Below are 21,954 nucleotides of genomic sequence, written 5' to 3'. Positions count from 1 at the left end.
TAAGCGAATAAAGTTTTCGCTTTTATAACAGAAGAGGTGTCCATTCATGCAAATTAAAGATCAGCTTACAAACTTAAAACCGTATCAGCCGGGAAAACCAATTGAAGAGGTAAAAAAAGAATTTAACTTAACTCACATTGTGAAGCTCGCTTCCAACGAAAACCCATACGGCAGCTCAGAACGTGCGAAAAAAGCGATTCAGGATGAACTGAATCAGCTTGCTATGTACCCAGACGGCTACAGTGCACTGCTCCGTGAAACACTGGCACGTTTTTTAAAAGTAGAGGAAAACGAAATTATTTTTGGAAATGGATCCGATGAAATTGTTCAGATCATTTGCCGAGCATTTTTGAAAAAAGGGACAAATACAGTGATGGCAACACCGACATTTCCTCAATACCGCCACAATGCCGTCATCGAAGACGCAGATATTAAGGAAATTCCGCTGATTAATGGAAATCACGATCTTGACTCCATGCTTGCAGCAATTGATGAACAAACAAAGGTCATTTGGCTCTGTTCACCCAACAATCCTACAGGCACTTATATTAACGAGCAGTCTTTGCATCCCTTTATGAATAAGGTTCCTGAGCATGTGCTGGTTATTCTGGATGAAGCTTACTATGAATATGTGACAGCCTCTGATTTTCCAGAAACGCTGACATTAATTAAAGAATATAAAAACGTCATGATTCTGCGCACATTCTCAAAAGCATACGGTCTTGCAGCACTCCGCGTCGGATATGGAATTGCGAACAAGGAGTTAATCAAAAGCATCGAACCTGCAAGAGAGCCTTTTAATACGAACCGTTTAGGGCAAACTGCAGCTCTGCATGCTTTAAGTGACCAGGAGTTCATTAAACAATGTGCAGAAAAAAATAAACAGGGTCTGGAACAATTTTATCAATTCAGCAAAGAACACGGCCTATCCTACTATCCTTCAGAAGGAAACTTTATTCTGATTGATTTTAACCGCGATGCTGATGAAGTATTTCAGGCGCTCCTGGAAAAAGGCTATATCGTCCGTTCCGGTAAAGCACTCGGATTTCCGACGTCTATCCGCATCACGATCGGAACGAAAGAACAAAACGAAGAGATTCTGCAGATTTTAACAGAATTGATTTCATAACAGAAGAGGTGATCTTAATCACCTCTTTCTTATAACTATAGGAAATATAAAGGATATACTTTGATGTCTAGCACGATCGCCCAGCTTCTCAGTCAGAACAAATCCGTCAAAAAAGTCATCAGACCCGGACTTTTCTGCCGGACTTATCTATCATGCCCGGGCTAAACGGGCGATTACGCTTTTCCTATACATACTGCAACTGAAGGTGATAAGAAATGGAACAGCAGATCGAAAAAATACATATAGTAGGATTAGGGTTAATAGGCGGTTCTATCGCTCTTGCAATTAAGCAGGAGTTTCCTGCCATAACGATTGTTGGATATGATATTAATCAAAGCCAGGCTGAAATCGCAAAGACTCTGACCGTCATTGATGAAATAGCCGCAGGTCAATTCGACGGCATAGAGACAGCCGATTTAATTATTCTTGCTACTCCGGTTGAACAGACTTTGTCTATTATCGCCGCATTAAGTTCACTTTCATTAAAAGAAAGTGTCATTATTACGGATGTAGGCAGCACAAAACAAAAAATCAGCAAGCACGCAGCTTCTGTTTTCGGGGGCAGTGTGCAGTTTATCGGAGGACATCCGATGGCCGGATCACATAAATCAGGGGTTATTGCGGCAAAAGCCCACCTTTTTGAAAATGCGTTTTATATCCTGACACCAATGGAGCATACCTCCAGAGAATCGCTTGGCATCCTTCAGAACGTTCTAAAAGGAACAAAAGCTCATTTTGTTGAAATGACTCCAGCTGAACATGACGAGGTTACTGGCATCATCAGTCATTTTCCGCATATCGTCGCAGCGAGTCTTGTTCACCAGGCAGGAAGATTTGAAGACAATCATCCTGTCATAAAACGTCTGGCAGCCGGCGGATTCAGGGATATCACGAGGATTGCATCAAGCAGCCCTGCAATGTGGAGAGATATACTCCTTCATAATAAAGAGAAGCTGCTTGCTTTATTTGATGACTGGCAATACGAAATGGACCGTGTCAGAGAGCTTGTGGATGAACTTGACGGAGATGCATTATTTTTGTATTTTCAGGAGGCTAAGGATTTTAGAGATGGCCTGCCAATGAGAGAAAAAGGCGCGATTCCTTCTTTTTACGATTTATATGTGGACGTTCCGGATTATCCCGGGGTCATTTCTGAAATTACAGGTTACCTTGCAATGGAGGAAATCAGCATTACGAACATTCGGATTATCGAAACACGTGAAGAAATCTATGGAGTGCTGAGATTAAGCTTTCAGACGGATGTCGACCGTGAACGGGCTCAAAAATGCATCGAGAAATATACAGACTACAAAACATTTTTCAGTTAAAGAGGTGAATCAGCATGTCAAATGAAAAGAAATTGCGAAGAGCAGAGACTTTAAGCGGTGAAATTGCTATTCCCGGTGATAAATCCATTTCGCATAGAGCGGTCATGTTCGGAGCTCTTGCAAATGGTGAGACAGTTATTGAAAATTTCCTTGCTGGAGCAGACTGTTTATCCACCATTGCCTGCTTCAGACAAATGGGCGTTGAAATAGAACAGGACGGAGAGAAGGTGAAAGTCTACGGAAAAGGAATTGATGCCCTCAGGGAACCTGAAGAATTATTGGATGTCGGCAATTCAGGAACAACTACCCGTCTAATGCTGGGCATTTTAGCTGGACGGCCATTCCATGCCTGCATCATCGGCGATGAATCTATTGCTAAAAGGCCGATGACACGTGTCACTGATCCGCTAAGAGAAATGGGTGCGTCTATTGATGGCAGACAAAACGGCAATTACACGCCTATTTCCATTCGCGGAGGCACACTTAAAGGATTAGACTATGTATCACCTGTAGCAAGCGCTCAAGTAAAGTCAGCTATTCTGCTTGCAGGGCTTCAGGCAAAAAATGAAAAAACAAGAGTAACAGAACCGCATAAATCAAGAGATCATACGGAAAGAATGCTTAGAGCTTTCGGTGTTGAAGTGAAGGAAGAGGATCTATCGGCAGAAATTATCGGAGGTCAGTCTCTTAAGGCTGCATCCATTCAGGTTCCTGGTGATATTTCTTCCGCAGCCTTTTTCTTAGTAGCAGGTGCAATTGTTCCAGACAGTACCATTACGCTGAAAAATGTAGGGATTAATCCCACCAGAATTGGGATTATTGAAGTTCTTAAAAAAATGGGTGCGGATTTAACGATTGTAGAGAAAGGATCTCACGCCCATGAGCCGGTTGCGGATTTAACGATTTCAGCATCTAAATTAAAAGGAACAGTGATATCAGGTGAACTGATTCCGCGATTGATCGATGAAATTCCCGTTATTGCTTTGCTTGCCACTCAAGCTGATGGGGATACAATCATTAAAGATGCAAGTGAGCTAAAGGTGAAAGAAACAAACCGTATTGATACGGTAGTACAGGAGCTTAAGAAGCTTGGAGCGGATATTGAGCCGACAGATGACGGCATGATTATCCGGGGCAAGCAGGCCTTAAGAACTTCAGCTTCGGTATCAAGCCATGGGGATCATAGAATCGGTATGATGCTGGCAGTTGCTGCCCTTATATCAGAAGGAGACGTTTCATTGTCAGGTCATGAAGCAATCAATGTATCCTATCCGCAATTTTTTGATCACTTAAATCAGCTCGCTGATAAGAAAAGCGGAAGTGCCCGTTAAGCTCAGGCCGAGGAGTTGGGCGGTGGAGCCAGAACTAATTAGCAAACTTTTAAACTTACTACTTCACTCAGGAAAAATGCCTGCAGGATAAAAGTTTACCTGCAGGTTTCTTCATTAATTGTCATATCCTTCGCCTTCCCTTCATAGCTTGTCTTAAGAAGGTTGTAAGGGAGGGATGAAAGGCGTTGGCCTATCTTATCGAAGATGCAAATGTTTTAAAAAATGGCGCAATCGTTAAGACCTCGATTCTAATTCGAAACAACAAAATTGATTACATGAGTCCTTCGCTGCAGCGGATGACTTGCATGAAAATGAATGCTGCGGACTATCTGTTAACATCTGGACATGTGATGCTTGATTTTTCTATTGGAGGTTCTTTTTCAGAAATAAAACGAACTTTCACAGAAAAACTGATTGTAAAAGGCTGTACCACTGTAATAGCCATTGCCCAGACAGAATATGAACGGGATCTCCCCGAAGCCATTCGCAAAAAGAAACAAATGATGATCAATTCTCCAATCGATTACTGCATCGGTGTGAAAGTTCCGCTGAAAAGATTGACCCCATCATTGCTCATTAGCTGCAAAAAAAATAAAATTCCACTCCTCATTTTAGAAATTCATCCAGAAGATTCAATCGCTGATTTTCCATGGGAATGGATCCGCGGCAGCATATACGGATTCCCGATGACATTCCTGCCTCAATGGACCGGAATACATTCAGATAAAAGGAGAAAACAGTTCGCTGCATTGATGGATAGACACCGAATGTCCGCAGAACCAGACTGTCCCACAGAACATGAACCGCTTGAAAAATCACTTTTAATGAAAATCGGGATATATCCTGAAAAAGGAGATATCAGGATCGGCGGCGAAGTTGATTATAACCTCTTTGTGCGAAATGGATTCAATTCAGTTGAAGAAATGTCCGCTAGCGGGTATCATAATCATATTCCTAAATTTACGATTCATAAGGGACAGCTGATCAAAGTGGATGAAAAAGTTTGCATAAAGCCTGGATTTGGAGAGTTGTGTGAATTCTCCATGTCGGGCAGGTTTGCTGCAAATGCTGTCCCATAAGGATTTCCTTGGAAAGGGCGTTACATGTTGAAAAATTCACTAATTGAAGCAATAGAATTAGTTGAGTCAGGACAAGCTGAAGAAGGCCTAAAAAAACTTTCAGGACTTGAGAAGACTCTGCATGATGAAGAAAAATTTCTGCTTGCGGAAAAATACTACCAATGGGGCAATACGGAGCATGCGCTGAATATAATGGAAGACATGCATTTATTGTACCCGGAAGAATCTGAGGTTACGGTATTTTTAGCAGAAGTCTATATAGATATGGACGAAGAAGAAAAAGCAATTGAACTGCTGGGCACAATCCCTGAAACAGACCCCGCTTATGTTCAGGCTTTGATCCTTTCTGCTGATTTGTATCAAATGCAGGGATTAAATGAAGTAAGTGAACAAAAGCTGCTGTCTGCCAAAAAAATGGTGCCGAATGAACCTGTGATCGACTTTGCTCTTGGTGAACTATATTTTCATCAGGGGCATTATCACAAAGCCATACCCTATTTTACAGATGTATTAAAAGAGCATACAGTTATAACTGGAGTCAATGTCTATCAAAGGCTTGCAGAATCGATCAGTGCTTCAGGTGAATTTGAAGAAGCTCTTCCGTACTATGAAAAAGCAGTCGATCAACAAGTAGATTTGCACACGTTGTTCGGTTATGGATTTACAGCACTTCAAGCAAATTATCCCAAGACAGCAATTGATCAGTTTTTAAAATTAAAAGAGCTCGATCATGAATATACATCTCTTTATTTATATTTAGCAAAAGCATATGAAGAAGAAGGCATGCTGAAGGAAAGTCTTGAAACAGTAAAAGACGGGTTGAAGGCAGATGAGTATAATAAAGAGCTTTATGTTTACGGTGGGAAAATCGCTTTAAAAAATAATGAGCCAAACGAAGCATCAGCCTTGCTTCAGCAAGCCATTGCCATTGATCCAGGGCATGTCGAAGCAACCATTACACTGACAAATATTTATATGCAGGAGCAAAAATATGAAGAGGTTATTGACTGTCTGAAAGAAGTGATGAGGTACGGCGAGGAAGATCCTGAATATGACCGCAAATTAGCACGAGCTTATCATGAAACAGAGCAATATTCGGATGCATTAAACCATTACCAGCGAGCATATAATTTCTTCAAGGAAGAACCAGATTTTCTTACAGAGTACGGTTATTACTTGCTAGAGGACGGAAATCGCGCCGCCGCCAGGGAAATGTTCCGCCAGGCATTAAAGCATGATCCGGCGAATGTCGAAATCGAAGAGATTTTGATACAATTAGAAAATGATTTTTAACGTCCAATCGGAAGGATTTCACCTAGGATCTGTTGAACTTTAAGAATAAGAATCTACAGTTAGCAGAGGAGGGAAATGCATATGATGGCCCCTGTATCTGTCATTGAGAAGAAGGATTTTATCAGGTGGTTTTTAAATCATTATCAGTTGAAAAGACGAGAATGTGTTTGGATTTTGAATTACTTAATGAGTCACGACACGCTGATGGAAAAAGTGCATTTCGTTGAGCAGGCCCAATATTGTCCGCGCGGGATTATCATGTCAACCCACTGCGTAGAGGAAGTGCCGTTTCGTTTTTACAAAGAAAATGTCATGACAACGGATGCAGAAAAATCCTTCCATGACATTCGGTTAAATAAAGACGAGGATCTGTTCATTCAGCTCAACTTCCGCTCGGCTTATCAATCGCCGAATTATGCAGCAGTGCTTGAAGCCAATCCATTTATGCCGAAACATCTCAACATTAATGAAAAAGACCGTGTAGTAGCTGAACGCATATTAGAGCAATCGATTCAAACGTTCCAAAAAGAAAAATTACTTCAAATGATTGATGACGCACTTGACCGCCAGGATAAAGAAGCATTTGAAAGCTTGACTGAAAAACTGAAATGTTTGAAATAAGGAAGAACCTCCATTAGATGAGGTTCTTTTTTTAATCTTTTATTCAGAATTTTCAATTGATTTATCGGTCGAAACATGACAAAATATCATTGATAATTGTAATCGTTTATATGTGTAGCAACTAAACAGCGCAACCGATTTCGCTTACAGCAAAAGGAGGAAATGGGATGAAGAGAATGAGAAGGAAATGGACATCCATTCTGTTAATTATTCTGCTTCTGTCCAGTGGTGTAATGAGTTCTTGGCAGGCGTTTGCCGCTGCTGAACAGAATGTGATTACGGTTGATGGAAACGATGATGACTGGACAGGAATAGAACCGCTTGCATCATCTTCAAACCCGGGATATGAAGGATTTCATCTCGGAGATGTCCATCTGAAAAATGACAGCCAGTTTCTCTATTACTGGGTCGATGCTAAAAATGTCCCAAACTGGGGCGACAATGGCATGTTCATGAATCTGGCATTAAACGTAAATAACGAAGATTCTAATGTGCAAGGAAATCCATGGGGAGCACCATTCCATTTTGGAGGTACAGATGCAAAACCTCAGTTTCATATCGTTTCAAGAATAAAGAATGATCGTGAAATAGCGGAAGCTGCGTTATACAGTGCTGATGATTTTAATCATCCCAGACTTTCCACTTGGGAAAATATCAAAGGTGCACAGTTCGCTTCTGACCGCACGAAGGGATTTGAAGGAAGAATCCCATTAAGTGAACTGGGGCTTGAAAATAATGATGCACTAAAAGCAATTGCCGTATTAAGCGGAAATACTGCTGCTGAACATGGTGCATTTGATGTAAGCCCTGAGGCAAGCGGAAATACTACTGCAGGTTCATGGAATGAAAAAGATTATTCAAATAAGCAATCTGTCTATAGCGCTGAATATACCATGAAAGGAATCATCGATGCAAAACAGCTTGAACTTACTTCAGCAGCACCTGCTGATGGAGCTGCGGATGTTAAAACAACTTCACCAATTATCCTGACGTTTAATGAGTCTATAAAACTGGAGCTGCCGAATAGCATTTCCCTTAAAGAAAATGGTGGACAGGCTGTAAAGTCAGAAATTACTGCGGATGCAAACCAGCTGAAAATAGTTCCTGAGATTCTGCAAAAAGCGCAAGACTATACGCTGACTGTTCCAAAGCAATTCATCACCGGAGAAAAATCAGGAACAGCATTAGAGCAGGATCTCTCGCTTTCTTTTAAAACAAGTGAGTTGAACAGTCCGGTTAAAAGGTATGTACTGTTTACGTATTCCAGAGAGGACGCCGATTATGACGGCTGGAATATATGGACTTGGCAAACGGGACTTGAAGATGGCGAAAAGCTGTTTACTGATGAGACTGATAAAGGTGCCGTTTCAAAGTTTGAAATAGGAGCGGAGGCAACGAACATAGGATTTGTCATTCGAAAAGGTCAGGACTGGGCTGTAAAGGATCCATATGATCAAGACAGATATATTGAAACAGATCCCACACAGCCGATGACAAAAGTGTTTGTAGAAAGCGGAAAGGGTGAGTTTCACACAATTCCAGCGATAAAGGGTCCTGTCATATCGGAAGGAAAAGCAACATTCTTCTATCGCGATCAGGAGCTATTCGAAAACAATGCGATGTCTGATATTGATCATGTAAAATTAAAAATTGACGGAAAGCAATTTGACATGAAATATGATGAGAAAAATGAATATTTCTTATATACATTTGATCTGCCAAAAGAGGGTAAGTACGAATACAAGTATCTTGTCACAATGGGCGGAACAACGAAAGAAGTAACAGATCTATATTATGAAAAATCATATATCGACTACGTTATTCCAAAAGTAAAGATGAAAGCAGCTGTATCTCCAAAAGAAGTGACATCCAATCAGAATGCCGTCTTGAGTTTGGATATAAAATCTGATCAGGAGAAAATCCTGTTTTCAGATATGTATGCTGATGCCTCATCTATTGGAGGACCGGATGCCTTGCAGATCGATCCTCAATTAAAAGAAGTGACTTTGTCAGTAAAGGGTTCGGTGCCTGCCGGTGATAAAGAAATTCCGGTTACAGCTGTTGATGAATTTGGCAACAAACATACAACAACAGCAGCGATTTCAGTAAAACCAAGAGTTTCCGGAGGAGAAGGAGATTTTGACTGGGACGAGGCAAGAATTTATTTTATGCTGACTGACCGGTTCAATGATGGCGACAAAGGGAATAACGATCCCAATAATGAAGGATATGATGTGAATCATCCTGAATCGTATCACGGCGGAGATTTTAAAGGTATAACCGAAAAGCTTGACTATCTTGATGATCTTGGCATTAATACAATCTGGATTACTCCAATTGTGGATAATATTGATTGGGATCTTCGTCATAATAAAAACGGCAATCAATACGGTTACCACGGATATTGGGCAAAGGACTTCTCAAAGCTTGATGAACACCTTGGCAAGATGGAAGATTTGAATGAATTACTTGATAAGGCACATGAACGAAATATAAAGATTATGGTCGATGTTGTATTGAATCATACCGGCTATGGATTAAAAGAAACGGACAAGAATGAACAGAACATCCCCAACTTTCCTCTGGATGAAGATCGTGAACGCTTCAAAGGTATGCTTCGCAGCGGAGGGACGGATGTCATAAAAGGCGAGCTTGCCGGACTGCCGGACCTGATTACAGAAGATCCGGCTGTAAGAGAGCAAATCATTGACTGGCAGACAGCGTGGGCATCGCACAAAACCAAAAAAGGAAATGCAATTGACTACTTCCGGGTAGACACTGTGAAACATGTGGAAGAGACAACATGGAAAGCATTTAAAAATGAACTGACTAAAGTAAATCCTGATTTTAAACTAATTGGGGAGTATTATGGCGGCGGCATTGATAATACAGGCGGCTATTTAAACAGCGGACAGATGGATTCTCTGCTGGATTTCAATTTTAAATACGAAGCAAGAGATTTTATTAATGGTGAGATTGAAGCTGTTGAAGCAAGACTTGAGGAGCGGGGCGGCAAGCTCTCGAACACAGCGACAATGGGACAGTTCCTGAGCAGCCATGATGAAGACGGTTTCTTGCTGGCGCACGCAGGCGGAGATAAAAGCAAGCAGAAAATTGCTGCTGCTCTTCAAATAACAGCCAAAGGACAGCCGGTTATCTATTACGGAGAAGAGCTTGGGCAAACTGGAAAACACGCTGGCGACATGGATAAAGGCGAGTTTAATGAAAATCGATACAATCTTGACTGGGACAATACGGAAAATAATGATCTGTTAACTCACTACCAGAAGCTATTAAACATCCGTAAAGACTATTCAAGCATTTTTGCAAAAGGAGATCGGACAAAAGTAGCAGGCAGCAATGAAGATGGATACCTTGTCTTCAAAAGAGAATACAAAGATCAATCTCTGGTTATCGGATTAAACACGACAGAAGAAGATCAGCAGATAACAATTGATGTGCCATTTGAAAAAGTAGCTGATGTTATTGATTTATACAGCGGTAAAAAATACAAGGTTTCCAGTGAACAGCAAGTAACGGTTGACTTAGTGGATCGGGAGCTTGGAGGTACATTCATTTTATCTCTTGAAAATGAAAGGACTGAGCCTCCGGCAGAAGGGGAAAATCCTCCGGGTCCGATTGACATTGATGAAGAAAACGAAACAGTTCAGGGCCCAAATACATCCAATGAACATCTCTCAGAAAGCAAAACAGCAGGTGAAACAGATTCGAAGAATGAAAACAATAAGCTTCCTGCGACATCGACAAATACCTATACTTACATGGTGATAGGAGCTCTCTTGCTGATATTGGGAACGATTTTGTTTAGAAAAAAATACCAAAAAACTTAAAAATACAGCCCCTTCTAAAATGAAGGGGCTTTTAGTTTTTATGCTTCAGCACGAGTATAAGACAGGTGTGGCCGGTCTCTTTCAGTATGTTAAAAATCAGCATCCTTCATATTGGAGAAAGTATGGAAAGCAATGGGATAAGAAATTCAGCGAAGCAGAAATAACATTTAAAGTAAGAATTGATAAGACTGATTTTGGAACAAAAGGTTCTTCACAATGAGCTGAAAAGCCAATATCTGTCACAATTTCAAAACCTTATTAACAAACACAAATAATACCTATATAATTATTACATAATAAGCAGAGGGAGATGTAAGTCATGAAATGGACATCAGAAGACACAAACATGTTTCTTCAGTCAAAAGAATATGTAGATACCGCCATAATCCCGCTTGTTCAAATAGGATTTGGAAATAATCTGAAATCTTTGGCGGGAGAGGGAGAGTATACATCACTGATCACAGAAGACCTTGAACGCCAGCTTAAAGGAAGAGTTTTTTTGCTTCCAGCCTGCACGTACATATCAGGACAAATGCATGACAGTGAAAAAACAATTTTACAATGGTATCATGAATTAAAGGACAATTTCAAGCATATTTTTTTCGTGACGAGCGATGAATTGTGGCGAAATGAAGGCGGTCCGCATAAGGACAGCGTGATCTATCTTCCTCCAATTCCTATGGAACATATGGACGAGTCCCTGAAAAGGAAAATGATTGAGGATCAAGTGCGTCAAATTTTGAACATTTTCTTACAATCTTGGAGGGTTTCATAAAAACCCTTACATTTTTAAAGTTCCAAAAAAGGATAATATTGACCTTACTGGAAGATTGATATATCATGAGAATGTCCTAGTTTTATATGGTTTTATCGTATGTCCTGACGGACTTCAGCTTAAGATAGAGGGGGGAAAATGATGAGCGAGAAAAAACATCGGGTTTCAAGACGACAATTTCTCAACTATACGCTGACAGGTGTAGGCGGTTTCATGGCTGCGGGTATGCTAATGCCAATGGTTCGCTTTGCGCTCGACCCTGTACTGGGCAAGGTTGAAGAGCAAGATCTTGTGCAGGTAGTGAATGTAGATGAAATTACTAAAGAACCTCAACGATTTAATTTTAAAATTAAACAAGTTGATGCCTGGCACAAGTCTGATGAACCTAGATCAGCATGGGTTTTTAAAAATGACAAAGGGGATATAGTTGCTCTTTCTCCTGTATGTAAACATTTAGGATGCACGGTTAACTGGAACAGTGACCCTGAAAATCCTAACCAATTCTTTTGTCCTTGCCACTATGGGCGCTATGAAAAAGACGGTACAAATGTACCTGGCACACCGCCGCTTGCTCCACTCGATGTATTCGTCAATGAAGTGAAAGATGGATTTTTGTATCTTGGTTCAGCTAAACCGCGAAAGGAGGCGTAATCAATGTTAAACAAAATTTATGATTGGGTTGATGAACGTTTAGATATTACGCCTATGTGGAGAGATATAGCTGACCATGAAGTGCCAGAACACGTAAATCCGGCGCACCATTTTTCAGCTTTCGTTTACTGCTTTGGCGGACTGACGTTCTTTGTAACAGTTATTCAGGTTTTATCAGGTATGTTTTTAACGATGTATTATGTTCCCGATATTAAAAATGCATGGGAATCTGTTTATTACCTGCAAAATGAAGTCGCTTTCGGACAAATTGTCCGCGGCATGCATCACTGGGGAGCGAGTCTCGTTATCGTTATGATGTTCCTACATACTTTGCGGGTATTCTTCCAGGGTGCCTACAAAAAGCCTCGTGAACTTAACTGGGTAGTTGGCGTTTTAATTTTCTTCGTTATGTTAGGGTTGGGTTTCACAGGTTATTTATTGCCTTGGGATATGAAAGCGCTATTTGCCACAAAAGTTGGACTTCAAATAGCTGAAGCCACACCGCTTATCGGCACTCAAGTGAAAACATTGCTTGCAGGCCACCCTGAAATCGTCGGTGCACAGACATTGACTCGTTTCTTTGCCATTCATGTGTTCTTCCTTCCTGCAGCACTGTTTGGGTTAATGGGAGCTCACTTCATCATGATTCGAAAGCAGGGTATATCTGGACCTCTATAAAATAATTGATTAAAATAATTAACCGCAAGTGAAACGGACTTCGTTTGCGGAACTGCCAAAGAAGGAGGGGAAATCATGCATCGCGGAAAAGGGATGAAATTTGTTGGAGATTCACGTATTCCAGCTGAAAGAAAACCGAATATTCCAAAAGATTATTCTGAATACCCGGGTAAAACGGAAGCGTTCTGGCCGAACTTCCTCTTAAAAGAGTGGCTTGTCGGAGCCGTTTTCCTGATTGGATACCTATGTTTGACTGTGGCGCATCCATCGCCGCTTGAACGTGTTGCAGATCCGACTGACACTGGATATATTCCATTGCCGGACTGGTACTTCTTATTCTTATATCAATTGCTGAAATACACATATGCTGCTGGTCCATATACAGTTATTGGCGCATTTATTATGCCAGGACTTGCATTTGGAGCACTGCTTCTTGCACCGTTTATTGACCGCGGACCAGAACGCAGGCCTTCAAAACGTCCTGTTGCTGTTGGTATGATGCTTCTTGCAGTTTCAGCTACTATTTTTTTAACTTGGGAATCCGTTGCGACTCATGACTGGGAAGCAGCTGCTGAACAAGGGAAAATTAAGGCTGAAGCTGAAATAGACAAAGAATCAGAAGGGTACAAAATTTTCACTGAACAAACGTGTGTTTCTTGTCATGGCGATACCTTAGCAGGCGGAGCTGCTGGTCCTTCATTAGTAGATAATGGATTAAAACCAGAAGAAATTGCTAAGATTGCAAAAGAGGGACAAGGTGGAATGCCTGCTGGTATTTTCAAAGGCACGGATGAAGAATTAAAAGTCCTTTCTGAGTTTGTTTCTAGTGTTACATCAAAATAAATGAAAAGCTGACGAATAGTCAGCTTTTTTTCTACGTTTAAGGATAGATACATATTTGAGAATGAAAGAAGTTGAACAAAACATGAAGTGGTTTCAATATCTGCTTGTTAAACAGCCTTTTTTGTTTATGATGTTCACTGTTAATTTATTTGGAACGATTTATGGGTATTATTGGTACCGTTATCAGCTTTATGAGACACCGCCTATATTTCTTCCATTTGTCCCTGACAGTCCAACAGCGAGTCTTTTTTTCACAATCGTCATGCTTGGGTTTTTATTTAAGAAAAATCTCCCCCTGATTGAAGCCCTTGCCATTATTACTCTTTTTAAGTACGGTATTTGGGCAGTTGTGATGAACCTTCTGGTGCTTAATGAGACAGGTGTGCTTGATCCGGTCGGTTATATGCTCATTCTTTCTCATCTCGGCATGGCTGTTCAGGGGCTGTTGTATGCCCCATATTACAGATTCAAGGCATGGCATTTAATTGCTGCTTCTGTATGGACTCTGCATAACGAAATCATAGACTATGTGTTTGGCATGATGCCAAAATACAGTGTTCTGATGAATTATTTGCCTGAAATCGGATATTTTACATTTTGGCTGAGCCTTATCTCCATTTATCTCGCATACTATTTGGTCGTAAGAAAGAATTCCCTCAAATTAAATTTTCTTTAACAGCAGACCGTGCCTTTTGATGTTTGAGTGAAAAAGGTGGTCTAACCTTGTCCACTTTTTCATACTTTTTTAGTAGAAGCTGTAGGAGGGACAAGGATGAAAAAAAGAAAAATCGTGATAGCGTTTTTCGTCATATTGATAGTCGCACTTCCTTATTGGGCTTTAGCTGATCATCAGGCAAATCACACGGGTGAATGGGACGATTTAAATAAACTCTCAGATACAGCTCTTCAGCTGTCAAAGCAAAACCGTTTTGAAGAATCACTTCAGCTTGTTGAGTTTTTTCAAAGAGAGTTTGAAAAGACTTTAAAAGATGACGGCAGTATTTCAGCAAGAGATATTCGCACAATATCTGCATCACAGCAAACAGCAGCCAAAATGCTCCAGGAGACCGGCATAACTTCTGATGAGAAAGTAAGAGCGCTTATTCAGCTGAGACTTGTGGTGGATGCAGCAGCATCTGAGCATCAGCCTTTATGGAGCTCTATGGAAGAGCCCGTCATGTCGGCTTTTTCTCAAGTGAAGGGTGATGTAAAAATTGGAGATCACCAATCTTTTCAGCAGAACTGGGATGAATTTGTCTCTCTATACGAAACAGTCTATCCTAGTATGATGATGGATCTCGATTCAGAACAGCTTAAGAGGATGGATGCCCATAGATCTGTTGTAGAAGATGCTATTTTCACTCAAATTCCAGTTGAGTCTCAAGTCAATCAGCTTGCACTGATGGAGGAGGAATTGCAGAATTTGTTTAATCGGGTAAAAGAGGACGATGCAGATCCTTCATTATTGTGGGTTATGATTTCAACTGGCAGCATTATCTTTTTATCCCTTTCGTATACTGGATGGCGGAAGTACAGAGGCGAGAAGGATAAAGTGAATCGTGAACGTGATTTGAATAAATAAAAAGCCTCCGGAAGAGGCTTTTTTGCTTGAATGGATTGTTTAAAATGTATTAACGGTGAATTGGATTTTTATCAGCATCTAATGTAAATCCCTCGCCAAGCACATCGTGAACATCGCTTACTGCGACAAATGCATGGGGATCAACAGAGGTAATGACCGTTTTAAGGCGGACAATTTCATTTTTGCCGACCACGCAATATAAAACGTTGCGGTCCATTTTAGTGAAAGAACCCTGACCTTTTAAGATGGTTACACCGCGGTCCATCTCCTGCATGATTTTATCAGCAATCTCCCCGTTTCGCTCAGATATGATGGTGGCTCCTTTGGCTGCATAAGCACCTTCCTGCATAAAGTCAATGACTTTCGCCGCAATAAATACCGCCACTAATGTATACATCGCTTCCTTATAGGATAAATATGTGACAAGAGAGAGAGCAATGACTACAAAATCAAACATGAACATCGTTTTGCCCATGCTGACGCCTTTATATTTATGTACAAGCCTTGCAATGATGTCTACTCCGCCGGTTGTTCCGCCGTATCTGAAGATGATTCCAAGCCCAACACCGATAAAAACTCCTGCAAATAAAGCGGCTAGAGTCAGGTCGTCTTTTAGCGGCATATAAATCTGGAATCGCTGAAAAAGCCATAGAAAAACGGATAATGAGACAGTTCCAATTATGGTATAGAGGAAGGTTGTTCTGCCAAGCAGCTTCCAGCCGATAAAAAAAATCGGAATGTTCAGCACGAGATTTGAAATGGAAGGGTCGATATTGAAAATAAAATATAAAAGCAGGGTAATTCCGGTAAAACCGCCTTCAGCCAAATTGTTCTGCATGTTAAAATGAACTAGACCAAACGCAAATATAGCTGATCCGAGTAAAATAAAGAAAATATTTCGTATTTTTAACTGATTGAACATGCTGTACATCATCCTCTGCTCTAAGTCTTAGCGATAATATTATAGATGATGGAAGCAAAAGGTGCAATCTGAGCCTGAAACAATACCAAATAATTTGTCAAAAAGGCTCTGACCCGCTAACATGGAAAGGAATAAAGAAGAGGTGAAGAATCATGAGCAATAAAACGATGAAAGATCTTCAAAAAGAAGTTGACGACTATATCGGGCAGTTTAAAGAAGGCTATTTCAGCCCGCTTGCCATGATGGCAAGGCTAACAGAAGAAATGGGCGAACTCGCCCGTGAAATAAATCATACATACGGTGAAAAACCAAAAAAGCAGACAGAACAGGAAAAAAAGATAGAGGAAGAAGCAGGCGACATTCTATTTGTGTTAATTTGTCTTGCCAATTCCTTAAATATTGATCTTGAAGAAGCTCATAATCTTGTGATGAAAAAATTTAATACTAGAGACAAAGACCGCTGGACAAAAAAAGATTCTTAAGGAGAAACAGACATGGAAACAATCAAAATTGTAATTGCAGGCCCTAGGGGAAGAATGGGAAGAGAAGCAGTAAAGCTTGTAGAGGAAACAGCACACTTTTCGCTTGCCGGTGTAATTGATCACAAATATGAAGGGCAAAAGCTCAGTGAAGCAGATGATTTTAAAAGTGACGCCATTATCTACACAGATATTGAGAAATGTTTTTCCGAGACGAAGCCAGACGTTTTAATTGACTTAACAACACCTGAAATCGGAAAAATTCATACAAAGAAGGCACTTGAATATGGCGTAAGACCTGTTGTGGGAACGACTGGATTTTCAGATGCAGATTTAAAAGAGCTTGAAGAGCTTACAGAAGACAGGGGAATTGGTGCTATTATTGCACCAAACTTTGCAATTGGAGCTATTCTAATGATGAAATTCTCACAAATGGCTGCAAAATACTTCAGTGACGTAGAAATCCTCGAAATGCATCATGATCAAAAGCTTGATGCACCGTCTGGAACAGGTCTTAAAACAGCCGAAATGATTTCTGTGGTGAGAGAGGCAAAAGAACAGGGCCATCCTGACGAAAAAGAAACATTAGAGGGAGCAAGGGGAGCGAATTATCAGGGAATTCATGTTCACAGCATCCGCCTGCCTGGACTTGTCGCCCATCAGGAAGTCTTGTTTGGAGGGGACGGGCAGACTTTGTCCATCCGTCACGATTCTTTTAATCGGGTATCCTTCATGTCGGGCGTGAAATTATGTGTGGAGCAGGTTATGAAACTTGATGTATTGGTATACGGGCTTGAAAATTTAATCGACTAAAGGGGAATGTCTGATGAATATTGCACTCATAGCTCACGATAAGAAAAAAAATGATTTAATTCAATTTACGCTTGCTTATAAAGGAATCCTTGAGAAGCACAAGCTATATGCAACAGGAACTACCGGTTTTAAAGTATCCGAAGCTACCGGACTCAGTATCCACCGTTTTCAATCAGGCCCTCTCGGCGGCGATCAGGAAATTGGAGCCTGCATCGCAAACAATGCAATGGATATGGTCATCTTTTTCCGAGATCCGCTGACAGCACAGCCACATGAGCCTGATGTTACAGCTCTTATCCGTTTATGTGATGTATATGCCGTTCCGCTAGCGACAAACATGGGAACTGCTGAAATCCTTATTCATGGACTCGAACGCGGTGATTTGAAATGGAGATCAATTGTAAATGACAAAGAAATCGATGACGACTATGGAAAAGAATAAACTTGATATCCTTGCCTTTGGAGCTCATCCTGATGATGCCGAAATCGGGATGGGAGGAACTCTTGCAAAATACGCAGAGCAAGGTTATAAAATTGGGATATGCGATTTAACAGAAGCAGAGCTTTCATCCAATGGAACAGTAAAGCTCAGGCAGGAAGAAGCAGAACGGGCATCAAGTATTCTCGGCATACATAAACGGATTTTTCTCAACATGCCTGACAGAGGCCTATTCCTGAAAGAACAATATATTGAAAAGATCGTATCGGTTATTCGGGAATATAAGCCGCGGCTTGTGTTTGTTCCGTGGTTCGAAGACCGTCATCCAGATCATGGAAATTGTGCGAAATTGGTGGAAGAAGCGAGCTTTTCAGCAGGTGTAAAAAAGGTGAGGGAACCCGGTGGTCTTTTGCCTCATCGAGTAAACCGCCTCTACTATTACATGATTAATGGGTACCACAAGCCTGATTTTGTGGTGGATATCACTGAAACAATGGAGAAAAAACTCTCTAGTTTAAGAGCATATGAAAGTCAGTTCATTAAAAGTGATACTTCATTAAACACGCCATTAATTAATGGTTATATAGAAAGTGTTGAGAGCCGTGAGCGCTTATTCGGCAAAGAGGCTGGCGTTAAGTACGCAGAGGGATTTTTAACAAAATCCCCGATTTTGCTCGACAAAGATTTAATAGGGGACAGTTTATGAAGAAATTAAAAATAGGCATAACCTGCTACCCTACAGTGGGTGGTTCAGGCGTGGTAGCAACGGAGCTTGGAAAAAAGCTAGCTGAAAATGGACATGAGATACATTTTGTCACAACAAGCAGACCGTTCCGATTAAACAAAATGTATCATAATATTTTTTTCCATGAAGTAGAGGTTAATCAGTACTCTGTCTTTAAACATCCCCCGTACGATCTTGCCCTTGCAAGTAAAATGGCCGAAGTTGCAAAGCGGGAAGAACTGGACCTGTTTCATGTCCACTATGCTGTTCCACATGCCATTTGCGCGCACTTGGCCAAACAAATGACAGGCGATCACCTAAAGATTGTCACTACTCTGCACGGAACGGATATTACGGTTTTAGGACATGATTTATCGCTTTCAAATATGATCAAGTTTGGCATTGAAGCATCTGATTCGGTTACAGCTGTATCTAGAGCACTTGCTGACCAAACCTATGATCTGCTGAATCCTGATAAAAAAATTCAGACCGTTTATAATTTTATTGATGAACGCATTTATCAAAAAAAGAACGCTGCCCATTTAAAAAGCGAGTATGGAATTTCAGAAGACGAAAAGGTCATCATCCATGTCTCTAATTTCCGGCAGGTGAAACGTGTCCAGGATGTTGTCCGTGTGTTTGCTCGTGTTTTAGAAAATGTAAAATCAAAGCTTCTGCTTGTAGGCGACGGTCCTGAAATGACATCTGTGTGCAAGCTGGTCAGGGAACTTGGGATCCAAGAAAACGTCCTTTTTCTTGGAAAGCAAAATCACTTGGAAGAGTTATATTCCATTAGTGATGTAAAGCTCCTTCTATCTGAAAAAGAGAGCTTTGGACTTGTCCTCTTAGAGGCAATGGCCTGCGGAGTTCCTTGTGTTGCGACAAACATTGGAGGCATTCCTGAAGTGATTAGAGACGGAATGTCCGGTTTCTTATGTGACGTAGGAGATATTAAAACGATCACTGAGAAAACAACTTCTATTCTGACGGACAAACAGCTGTACAGCCGAATGGCTGCAGAATCGATGAGAGTTGCAAAGGAAGAGTTTCATTCAAGCATTATTGTCAAACAGTATGAGGATCTGTACTATAGCCTCCTATCTTCAGGTGAGCAGGATGAATAAAGAATTTCAAGAGGCTCTTCCAGTTATAAAAAGGTTAAAAGAACATGGTTTTGAAGCCTATTTTGTCGGCGGTTCTGTAAGAGATCTGCTGCTTAAAAAAGAAATAAAAGATGTAGATATCGCATCTTCTGCAACCCCGGATCAGGTGAAAGCTTTATTTGAGAAAACAATTGATATTGGTTCAGAGCATGGAACAATGATTGCAATTGTGAATGGCATCCATTATGAAATTACGACTTTCAGAACGGAGTCTGCTTATGAAGACAACCGCAGACCAAGGGGGGTCACATTTGTTTCTTCCCTGAAAGAAGATTTGAAAAGACGGGATTTTACCGTTAATGCAATGGCGATGGATGATGCAGGATCCATTATTGATTTTTTTCAAGGCAAAAAACATGCCAAAGCTAAGCTGATTACAACAGTAGGCAGTCCGCATGAGCGTTTTTCCGAAGATGCGTTAAGAATGATGAGAGCGGTCAGATTTGTCAGCCAGCTCGGATTTTCTTTAAGCAGAGAAACACTTGAGGCAATTTGCGAAAAAGTGCCATTGCTTGAAAATATATCTGTCGAGCGAAAAACGGCAGAGTTTGAAAAAATCATGGCCGGTGAAGGAAGCAGTCAGGCGATGAAGCTTGTGGCGGATACTGGTATCATCGATTACCTTCCAGGTTTAAAAGGGAAAAAACAAATGCTGCTGAATGCTAGTATCCTGCCGATCAACGGCTTGTCTTCAAATGAAGAACGATGGACAGCATTGCTGGATGTTTTAGAAATAAGCAGCATTGAAGCATTTTTAAGGAAATGGAAGCTTTCAAACCGCCAAATCGGGTTGATTGCGAAAAACATCGTTTATTTGCAGAAACGCAAGGAGGGTGATTTGACAAGGCGGTCCGTTTACGATGCAGGCTTGCCATGCACTCTTGAAGTGGAAGCCGTTTATTGTTTAATAAAAGGAGAAACGATGACCCAAGGGCGAATGGCAGAGCTTCAAGCATTCTATAAAAGTCTGCCGATTCACTCTAAAAATGAACTCGCGATTGGCGGAGCTGACCTGATGCAGATCAGCAGTCAAAAGCCTGGCCCGTGGATGGGTGAATTACTTAAAAAGATTGAGCTTGCCGTTGTGAACGATGACGTCGAAAACAGCAAGGAAGCTATTAAGGAGATGTTAAGATCGTGCAATCTGATCTAAGAACACGATTGTTGCAGGCTTTTTCAGAAGCTGAAGGAGAATTTCTATCCGGTCAAAAACTAAGTGAAACACTTGGCTGCTCAAGAACGGCAGTCTGGAAGCATATTGAAGATTTAAGAAGCGAAGGGTATGAGCTTGAGGCTGTGAGAAAGCGCGGCTACAGGATCACTCATAAGCCTGACAAAATCAGCGGCAATGAAATACAGCTTGGACTGAAGACAGAATTTATGGGCCGTCATATTCATTTTGAAGAGGTTATTTCCTCGACGCAAAAAATTGCCCACACATTAGCGGGAAATGGAGCGGAGGAAGGGACAATTGTCGTAGCGGATCAGCAGACAAGCGGGAGAGGCAGACTGGCAAGAGCGTGGTACTCTCCGAAGCAGACAGGTATTTGGATGAGCATGATTTTAAGACCAAAGATTCCGATTAACAAAACCCCGCAATTAACGCTGCTGACTGCTGTCGCACTTATCCAGGCGATTGAAGAAGTGACAGGCCTAACACCAGAAATCAAGTGGCCGAATGATATTCTCATAAACGGCAAAAAAATTGTCGGCATCCTGACGGAACTTCAGGCAGAAGCAGACAGAGTCCATTCCGTAATCATCGGTGTCGGGATGAATGTCAATCACACTATGGATCAATTTCCCGAGGAGCTGCAGGCAATCGCAACCTCAATTGCTGCAGAAACAGGTGAGCCAGCTGACAGAGCACAGGTTATTCAGGCCATAATGAAGAATTTTGAAAAGCTCTATACCAGCTATTTAATTCATGGATTTAAACCTGTAAAGCTGTTATGGGAAAGCTATGCCATCAGCCTCAATAAAAATCTGATTGCAAGAACTCTTCAGGGTACAATTCGCGGGCGTGCCATCGGAATAGATGATGAAGGTGTGCTGCTTCTAGAAACAAACGAAGGCAACATTGAAAAAATATATTCTGCTGATATCGAAATTCAGTCTTAGTAAGTTTTAGCCAATAATATTCCTTTTAACATGAGCCTAATAAAGTGGTATCCCGTTTTATTTTCTGTTATAATTCTTGTCGGGTAGTATCCTTAGCTGGAACTGCACCTGCACTAAGTTTTATTACATTTT

At 41.0% G+C, this 21,954-nt stretch carries 22 protein-coding genes; 21 read left to right on the top strand and 1 reads right to left on the bottom strand.

The window, feature by feature from the left end; translation table 11 throughout:
- Positions 1 to 46: 46 nt before the first annotated feature.
- The 14 genes from hisC to ypjB all read left to right on the top strand — a co-directional run bounded on the left by hisC (position 47) and on the right by ypjB (position 15,161).
- Complete coding sequence (hisC, locus tag LIT25_17150) at positions 47 to 1,129, top strand: histidinol-phosphate transaminase (GenBank protein USK32319.1); 1,083 nt, start codon at positions 47 to 49, stop codon at positions 1,127 to 1,129.
- A gap of 215 nt (positions 1,130 to 1,344) precedes the next feature.
- Positions 1,345 to 2,457, top strand: a complete 1,113-nt coding sequence (locus tag LIT25_17145) for a prephenate dehydrogenase (GenBank protein USK32318.1) — start codon at positions 1,345 to 1,347, stop codon at positions 2,455 to 2,457.
- A gap of 14 nt (positions 2,458 to 2,471) precedes the next feature.
- Positions 2,472 to 3,788, top strand: coding sequence for a 3-phosphoshikimate 1-carboxyvinyltransferase (aroA, locus tag LIT25_17140; protein USK32317.1), 1,317 nt, complete (start codon positions 2,472 to 2,474; stop codon positions 3,786 to 3,788).
- A 185-nt stretch (positions 3,789 to 3,973) separates the two neighbouring features.
- A complete protein-coding gene (locus tag LIT25_17135; GenBank protein USK32316.1) occupies positions 3,974 to 4,867 on the top strand; it encodes a hypothetical protein in 894 nt (297 codons plus the stop codon).
- Between the two features lie 24 nt (positions 4,868 to 4,891).
- On the top strand, positions 4,892 to 6,160 hold the full coding sequence (locus tag LIT25_17130; GenBank protein USK32315.1) for a tetratricopeptide repeat protein: 1,269 nt from the start codon (positions 4,892 to 4,894) through the stop codon (positions 6,158 to 6,160).
- 81 nt (positions 6,161 to 6,241) lie between these two features.
- Complete coding sequence (locus tag LIT25_17125) at positions 6,242 to 6,781, top strand: ReoY family proteolytic degradation factor (protein ID USK32314.1); 540 nt, start codon at positions 6,242 to 6,244, stop codon at positions 6,779 to 6,781.
- A 167-nt stretch (positions 6,782 to 6,948) separates the two neighbouring features.
- Positions 6,949 to 10,632, top strand: coding sequence for an Ig-like domain-containing protein (locus LIT25_17120; GenBank protein USK32313.1), 3,684 nt, complete (start codon positions 6,949 to 6,951; stop codon positions 10,630 to 10,632).
- 19 nt (positions 10,633 to 10,651) lie between these two features.
- Positions 10,652 to 10,852, top strand: coding sequence for a hypothetical protein (locus LIT25_17115; GenBank protein ID USK32312.1), 201 nt, complete (start codon positions 10,652 to 10,654; stop codon positions 10,850 to 10,852).
- 99 nt (positions 10,853 to 10,951) lie between these two features.
- The gene (locus LIT25_17110) at positions 10,952 to 11,407 is read left to right on the top strand and encodes a YpiF family protein (GenBank protein ID USK32311.1); all 456 of its coding nucleotides are present in this window, start codon (positions 10,952 to 10,954) and stop codon (positions 11,405 to 11,407) included.
- Between the two features lie 141 nt (positions 11,408 to 11,548).
- On the top strand, positions 11,549 to 12,058 hold the full coding sequence (locus LIT25_17105; protein USK32310.1) for a ubiquinol-cytochrome c reductase iron-sulfur subunit: 510 nt from the start codon (positions 11,549 to 11,551) through the stop codon (positions 12,056 to 12,058).
- 3 nt (positions 12,059 to 12,061) lie between these two features.
- Complete coding sequence (gene qcrB / locus LIT25_17100; GenBank protein USK32309.1) at positions 12,062 to 12,736, top strand: menaquinol-cytochrome c reductase cytochrome b subunit; 675 nt, start codon at positions 12,062 to 12,064, stop codon at positions 12,734 to 12,736.
- A 75-nt stretch (positions 12,737 to 12,811) separates the two neighbouring features.
- A complete protein-coding gene (locus LIT25_17095) occupies positions 12,812 to 13,579 on the top strand; it encodes a c-type cytochrome (protein ID USK32308.1) in 768 nt (255 codons plus the stop codon).
- An 82-nt stretch (positions 13,580 to 13,661) separates the two neighbouring features.
- Positions 13,662 to 14,255, top strand: a complete 594-nt coding sequence (locus tag LIT25_17090; protein ID USK36318.1) for a DUF1405 domain-containing protein — start codon at positions 13,662 to 13,664, stop codon at positions 14,253 to 14,255.
- 96 nt (positions 14,256 to 14,351) lie between these two features.
- Positions 14,352 to 15,161, top strand: a complete 810-nt coding sequence (gene ypjB / locus LIT25_17085) for a sporulation protein YpjB (protein ID USK32307.1) — start codon at positions 14,352 to 14,354, stop codon at positions 15,159 to 15,161.
- Between the two features lie 49 nt (positions 15,162 to 15,210).
- Here ypjB and LIT25_17080 read toward each other — a convergent pair whose 3' ends face one another.
- Complete coding sequence (locus tag LIT25_17080; GenBank protein ID USK32306.1) at positions 15,211 to 16,083, bottom strand: YitT family protein; 873 nt, start codon at positions 16,081 to 16,083, stop codon at positions 15,211 to 15,213.
- Positions 16,084 to 16,235: 152 nt separating this feature from the next.
- Between LIT25_17080 and LIT25_17075 the strand changes: the two genes are divergently transcribed.
- From LIT25_17075 to LIT25_17045, 7 genes are read left to right on the top strand one after another with little or no spacing between them, the layout of a single operon-like run.
- Positions 16,236 to 16,565, top strand: coding sequence for a nucleotide pyrophosphohydrolase (locus LIT25_17075; GenBank protein ID USK32305.1), 330 nt, complete (start codon positions 16,236 to 16,238; stop codon positions 16,563 to 16,565).
- A gap of 12 nt (positions 16,566 to 16,577) precedes the next feature.
- Complete coding sequence (dapB, locus tag LIT25_17070; GenBank protein USK32304.1) at positions 16,578 to 17,375, top strand: 4-hydroxy-tetrahydrodipicolinate reductase; 798 nt, start codon at positions 16,578 to 16,580, stop codon at positions 17,373 to 17,375.
- A 13-nt stretch (positions 17,376 to 17,388) separates the two neighbouring features.
- Positions 17,389 to 17,817, top strand: a complete 429-nt coding sequence (gene mgsA, locus LIT25_17065; protein ID USK32303.1) for a methylglyoxal synthase — start codon at positions 17,389 to 17,391, stop codon at positions 17,815 to 17,817.
- Positions 17,780 to 18,520: a bacillithiol biosynthesis deacetylase BshB1 gene (bshB1, locus tag LIT25_17060; GenBank protein USK32302.1), complete on the top strand. Its 741-nt coding sequence runs from the start codon at positions 17,780 to 17,782 to the stop codon at positions 18,518 to 18,520. The genes mgsA and bshB1 overlap by 38 nt, the downstream gene beginning before the upstream one ends.
- Entirely contained in the window at positions 18,517 to 19,662 is a 1,146-nt protein-coding gene (gene bshA / locus LIT25_17055) for an N-acetyl-alpha-D-glucosaminyl L-malate synthase BshA (GenBank protein ID USK32301.1), read from the top strand. The genes bshB1 and bshA overlap by 4 nt, the downstream gene beginning before the upstream one ends.
- Positions 19,655 to 20,854, top strand: coding sequence for a CCA tRNA nucleotidyltransferase (locus LIT25_17050; GenBank protein ID USK32300.1), 1,200 nt, complete (start codon positions 19,655 to 19,657; stop codon positions 20,852 to 20,854). Before bshA ends, LIT25_17050 begins: the two co-directional genes overlap by 8 nt.
- Complete coding sequence (locus LIT25_17045; protein USK32299.1) at positions 20,839 to 21,822, top strand: biotin--[acetyl-CoA-carboxylase] ligase; 984 nt, start codon at positions 20,839 to 20,841, stop codon at positions 21,820 to 21,822. The genes LIT25_17050 and LIT25_17045 overlap by 16 nt, the downstream gene beginning before the upstream one ends.
- The last annotated feature ends 132 nt before the right edge of the window (positions 21,823 to 21,954 follow it).

Source organism: Bacillus sp. F19 (assembly GCA_023823795.1).
Taxonomy (GTDB): Bacteria; Bacillota; Bacilli; order Bacillales; family Bacillaceae; genus Bacillus_P.
This window is presented reverse-complemented; position numbering and strand designations above follow the sequence as displayed.

Coding starts and splice junctions, on each gene's coding strand:
- hisC (USK32319.1), top strand. CDS start 47: ATGCAAATTAAAGATCAGCTTACAAACTTAAAACCGTATCAGCCGGGA.
- LIT25_17145 (USK32318.1), top strand. CDS start 1,345: ATGGAACAGCAGATCGAAAAAATACATATAGTAGGATTAGGGTTAATA.
- aroA (USK32317.1), top strand. CDS start 2,472: ATGTCAAATGAAAAGAAATTGCGAAGAGCAGAGACTTTAAGCGGTGAA.
- LIT25_17130 (USK32315.1), top strand. CDS start 4,892: ATGTTGAAAAATTCACTAATTGAAGCAATAGAATTAGTTGAGTCAGGA.
- LIT25_17125 (USK32314.1), top strand. CDS start 6,242: ATGATGGCCCCTGTATCTGTCATTGAGAAGAAGGATTTTATCAGGTGG.
- LIT25_17120 (USK32313.1), top strand. CDS start 6,949: ATGAAGAGAATGAGAAGGAAATGGACATCCATTCTGTTAATTATTCTG.
- LIT25_17115 (USK32312.1), top strand. CDS start 10,652: ATGAAGGGGCTTTTAGTTTTTATGCTTCAGCACGAGTATAAGACAGGT.
- LIT25_17110 (USK32311.1), top strand. CDS start 10,952: ATGAAATGGACATCAGAAGACACAAACATGTTTCTTCAGTCAAAAGAA.
- LIT25_17105 (USK32310.1), top strand. CDS start 11,549: ATGAGCGAGAAAAAACATCGGGTTTCAAGACGACAATTTCTCAACTAT.
- qcrB (USK32309.1), top strand. CDS start 12,062: ATGTTAAACAAAATTTATGATTGGGTTGATGAACGTTTAGATATTACG.
- LIT25_17095 (USK32308.1), top strand. CDS start 12,812: ATGCATCGCGGAAAAGGGATGAAATTTGTTGGAGATTCACGTATTCCA.
- LIT25_17090 (USK36318.1), top strand. CDS start 13,662: ATGAAGTGGTTTCAATATCTGCTTGTTAAACAGCCTTTTTTGTTTATG.
- ypjB (USK32307.1), top strand. CDS start 14,352: ATGAAAAAAAGAAAAATCGTGATAGCGTTTTTCGTCATATTGATAGTC.
- LIT25_17080 (USK32306.1), bottom strand. CDS start 16,083: ATGTTCAATCAGTTAAAAATACGAAATATTTTCTTTATTTTACTCGGA.
- LIT25_17075 (USK32305.1), top strand. CDS start 16,236: ATGAGCAATAAAACGATGAAAGATCTTCAAAAAGAAGTTGACGACTAT.
- dapB (USK32304.1), top strand. CDS start 16,578: ATGGAAACAATCAAAATTGTAATTGCAGGCCCTAGGGGAAGAATGGGA.
- mgsA (USK32303.1), top strand. CDS start 17,389: ATGAATATTGCACTCATAGCTCACGATAAGAAAAAAAATGATTTAATT.
- bshB1 (USK32302.1), top strand. CDS start 17,780: ATGACAAAGAAATCGATGACGACTATGGAAAAGAATAAACTTGATATC.
- bshA (USK32301.1), top strand. CDS start 18,517: ATGAAGAAATTAAAAATAGGCATAACCTGCTACCCTACAGTGGGTGGT.
- LIT25_17050 (USK32300.1), top strand. CDS start 19,655: ATGAATAAAGAATTTCAAGAGGCTCTTCCAGTTATAAAAAGGTTAAAA.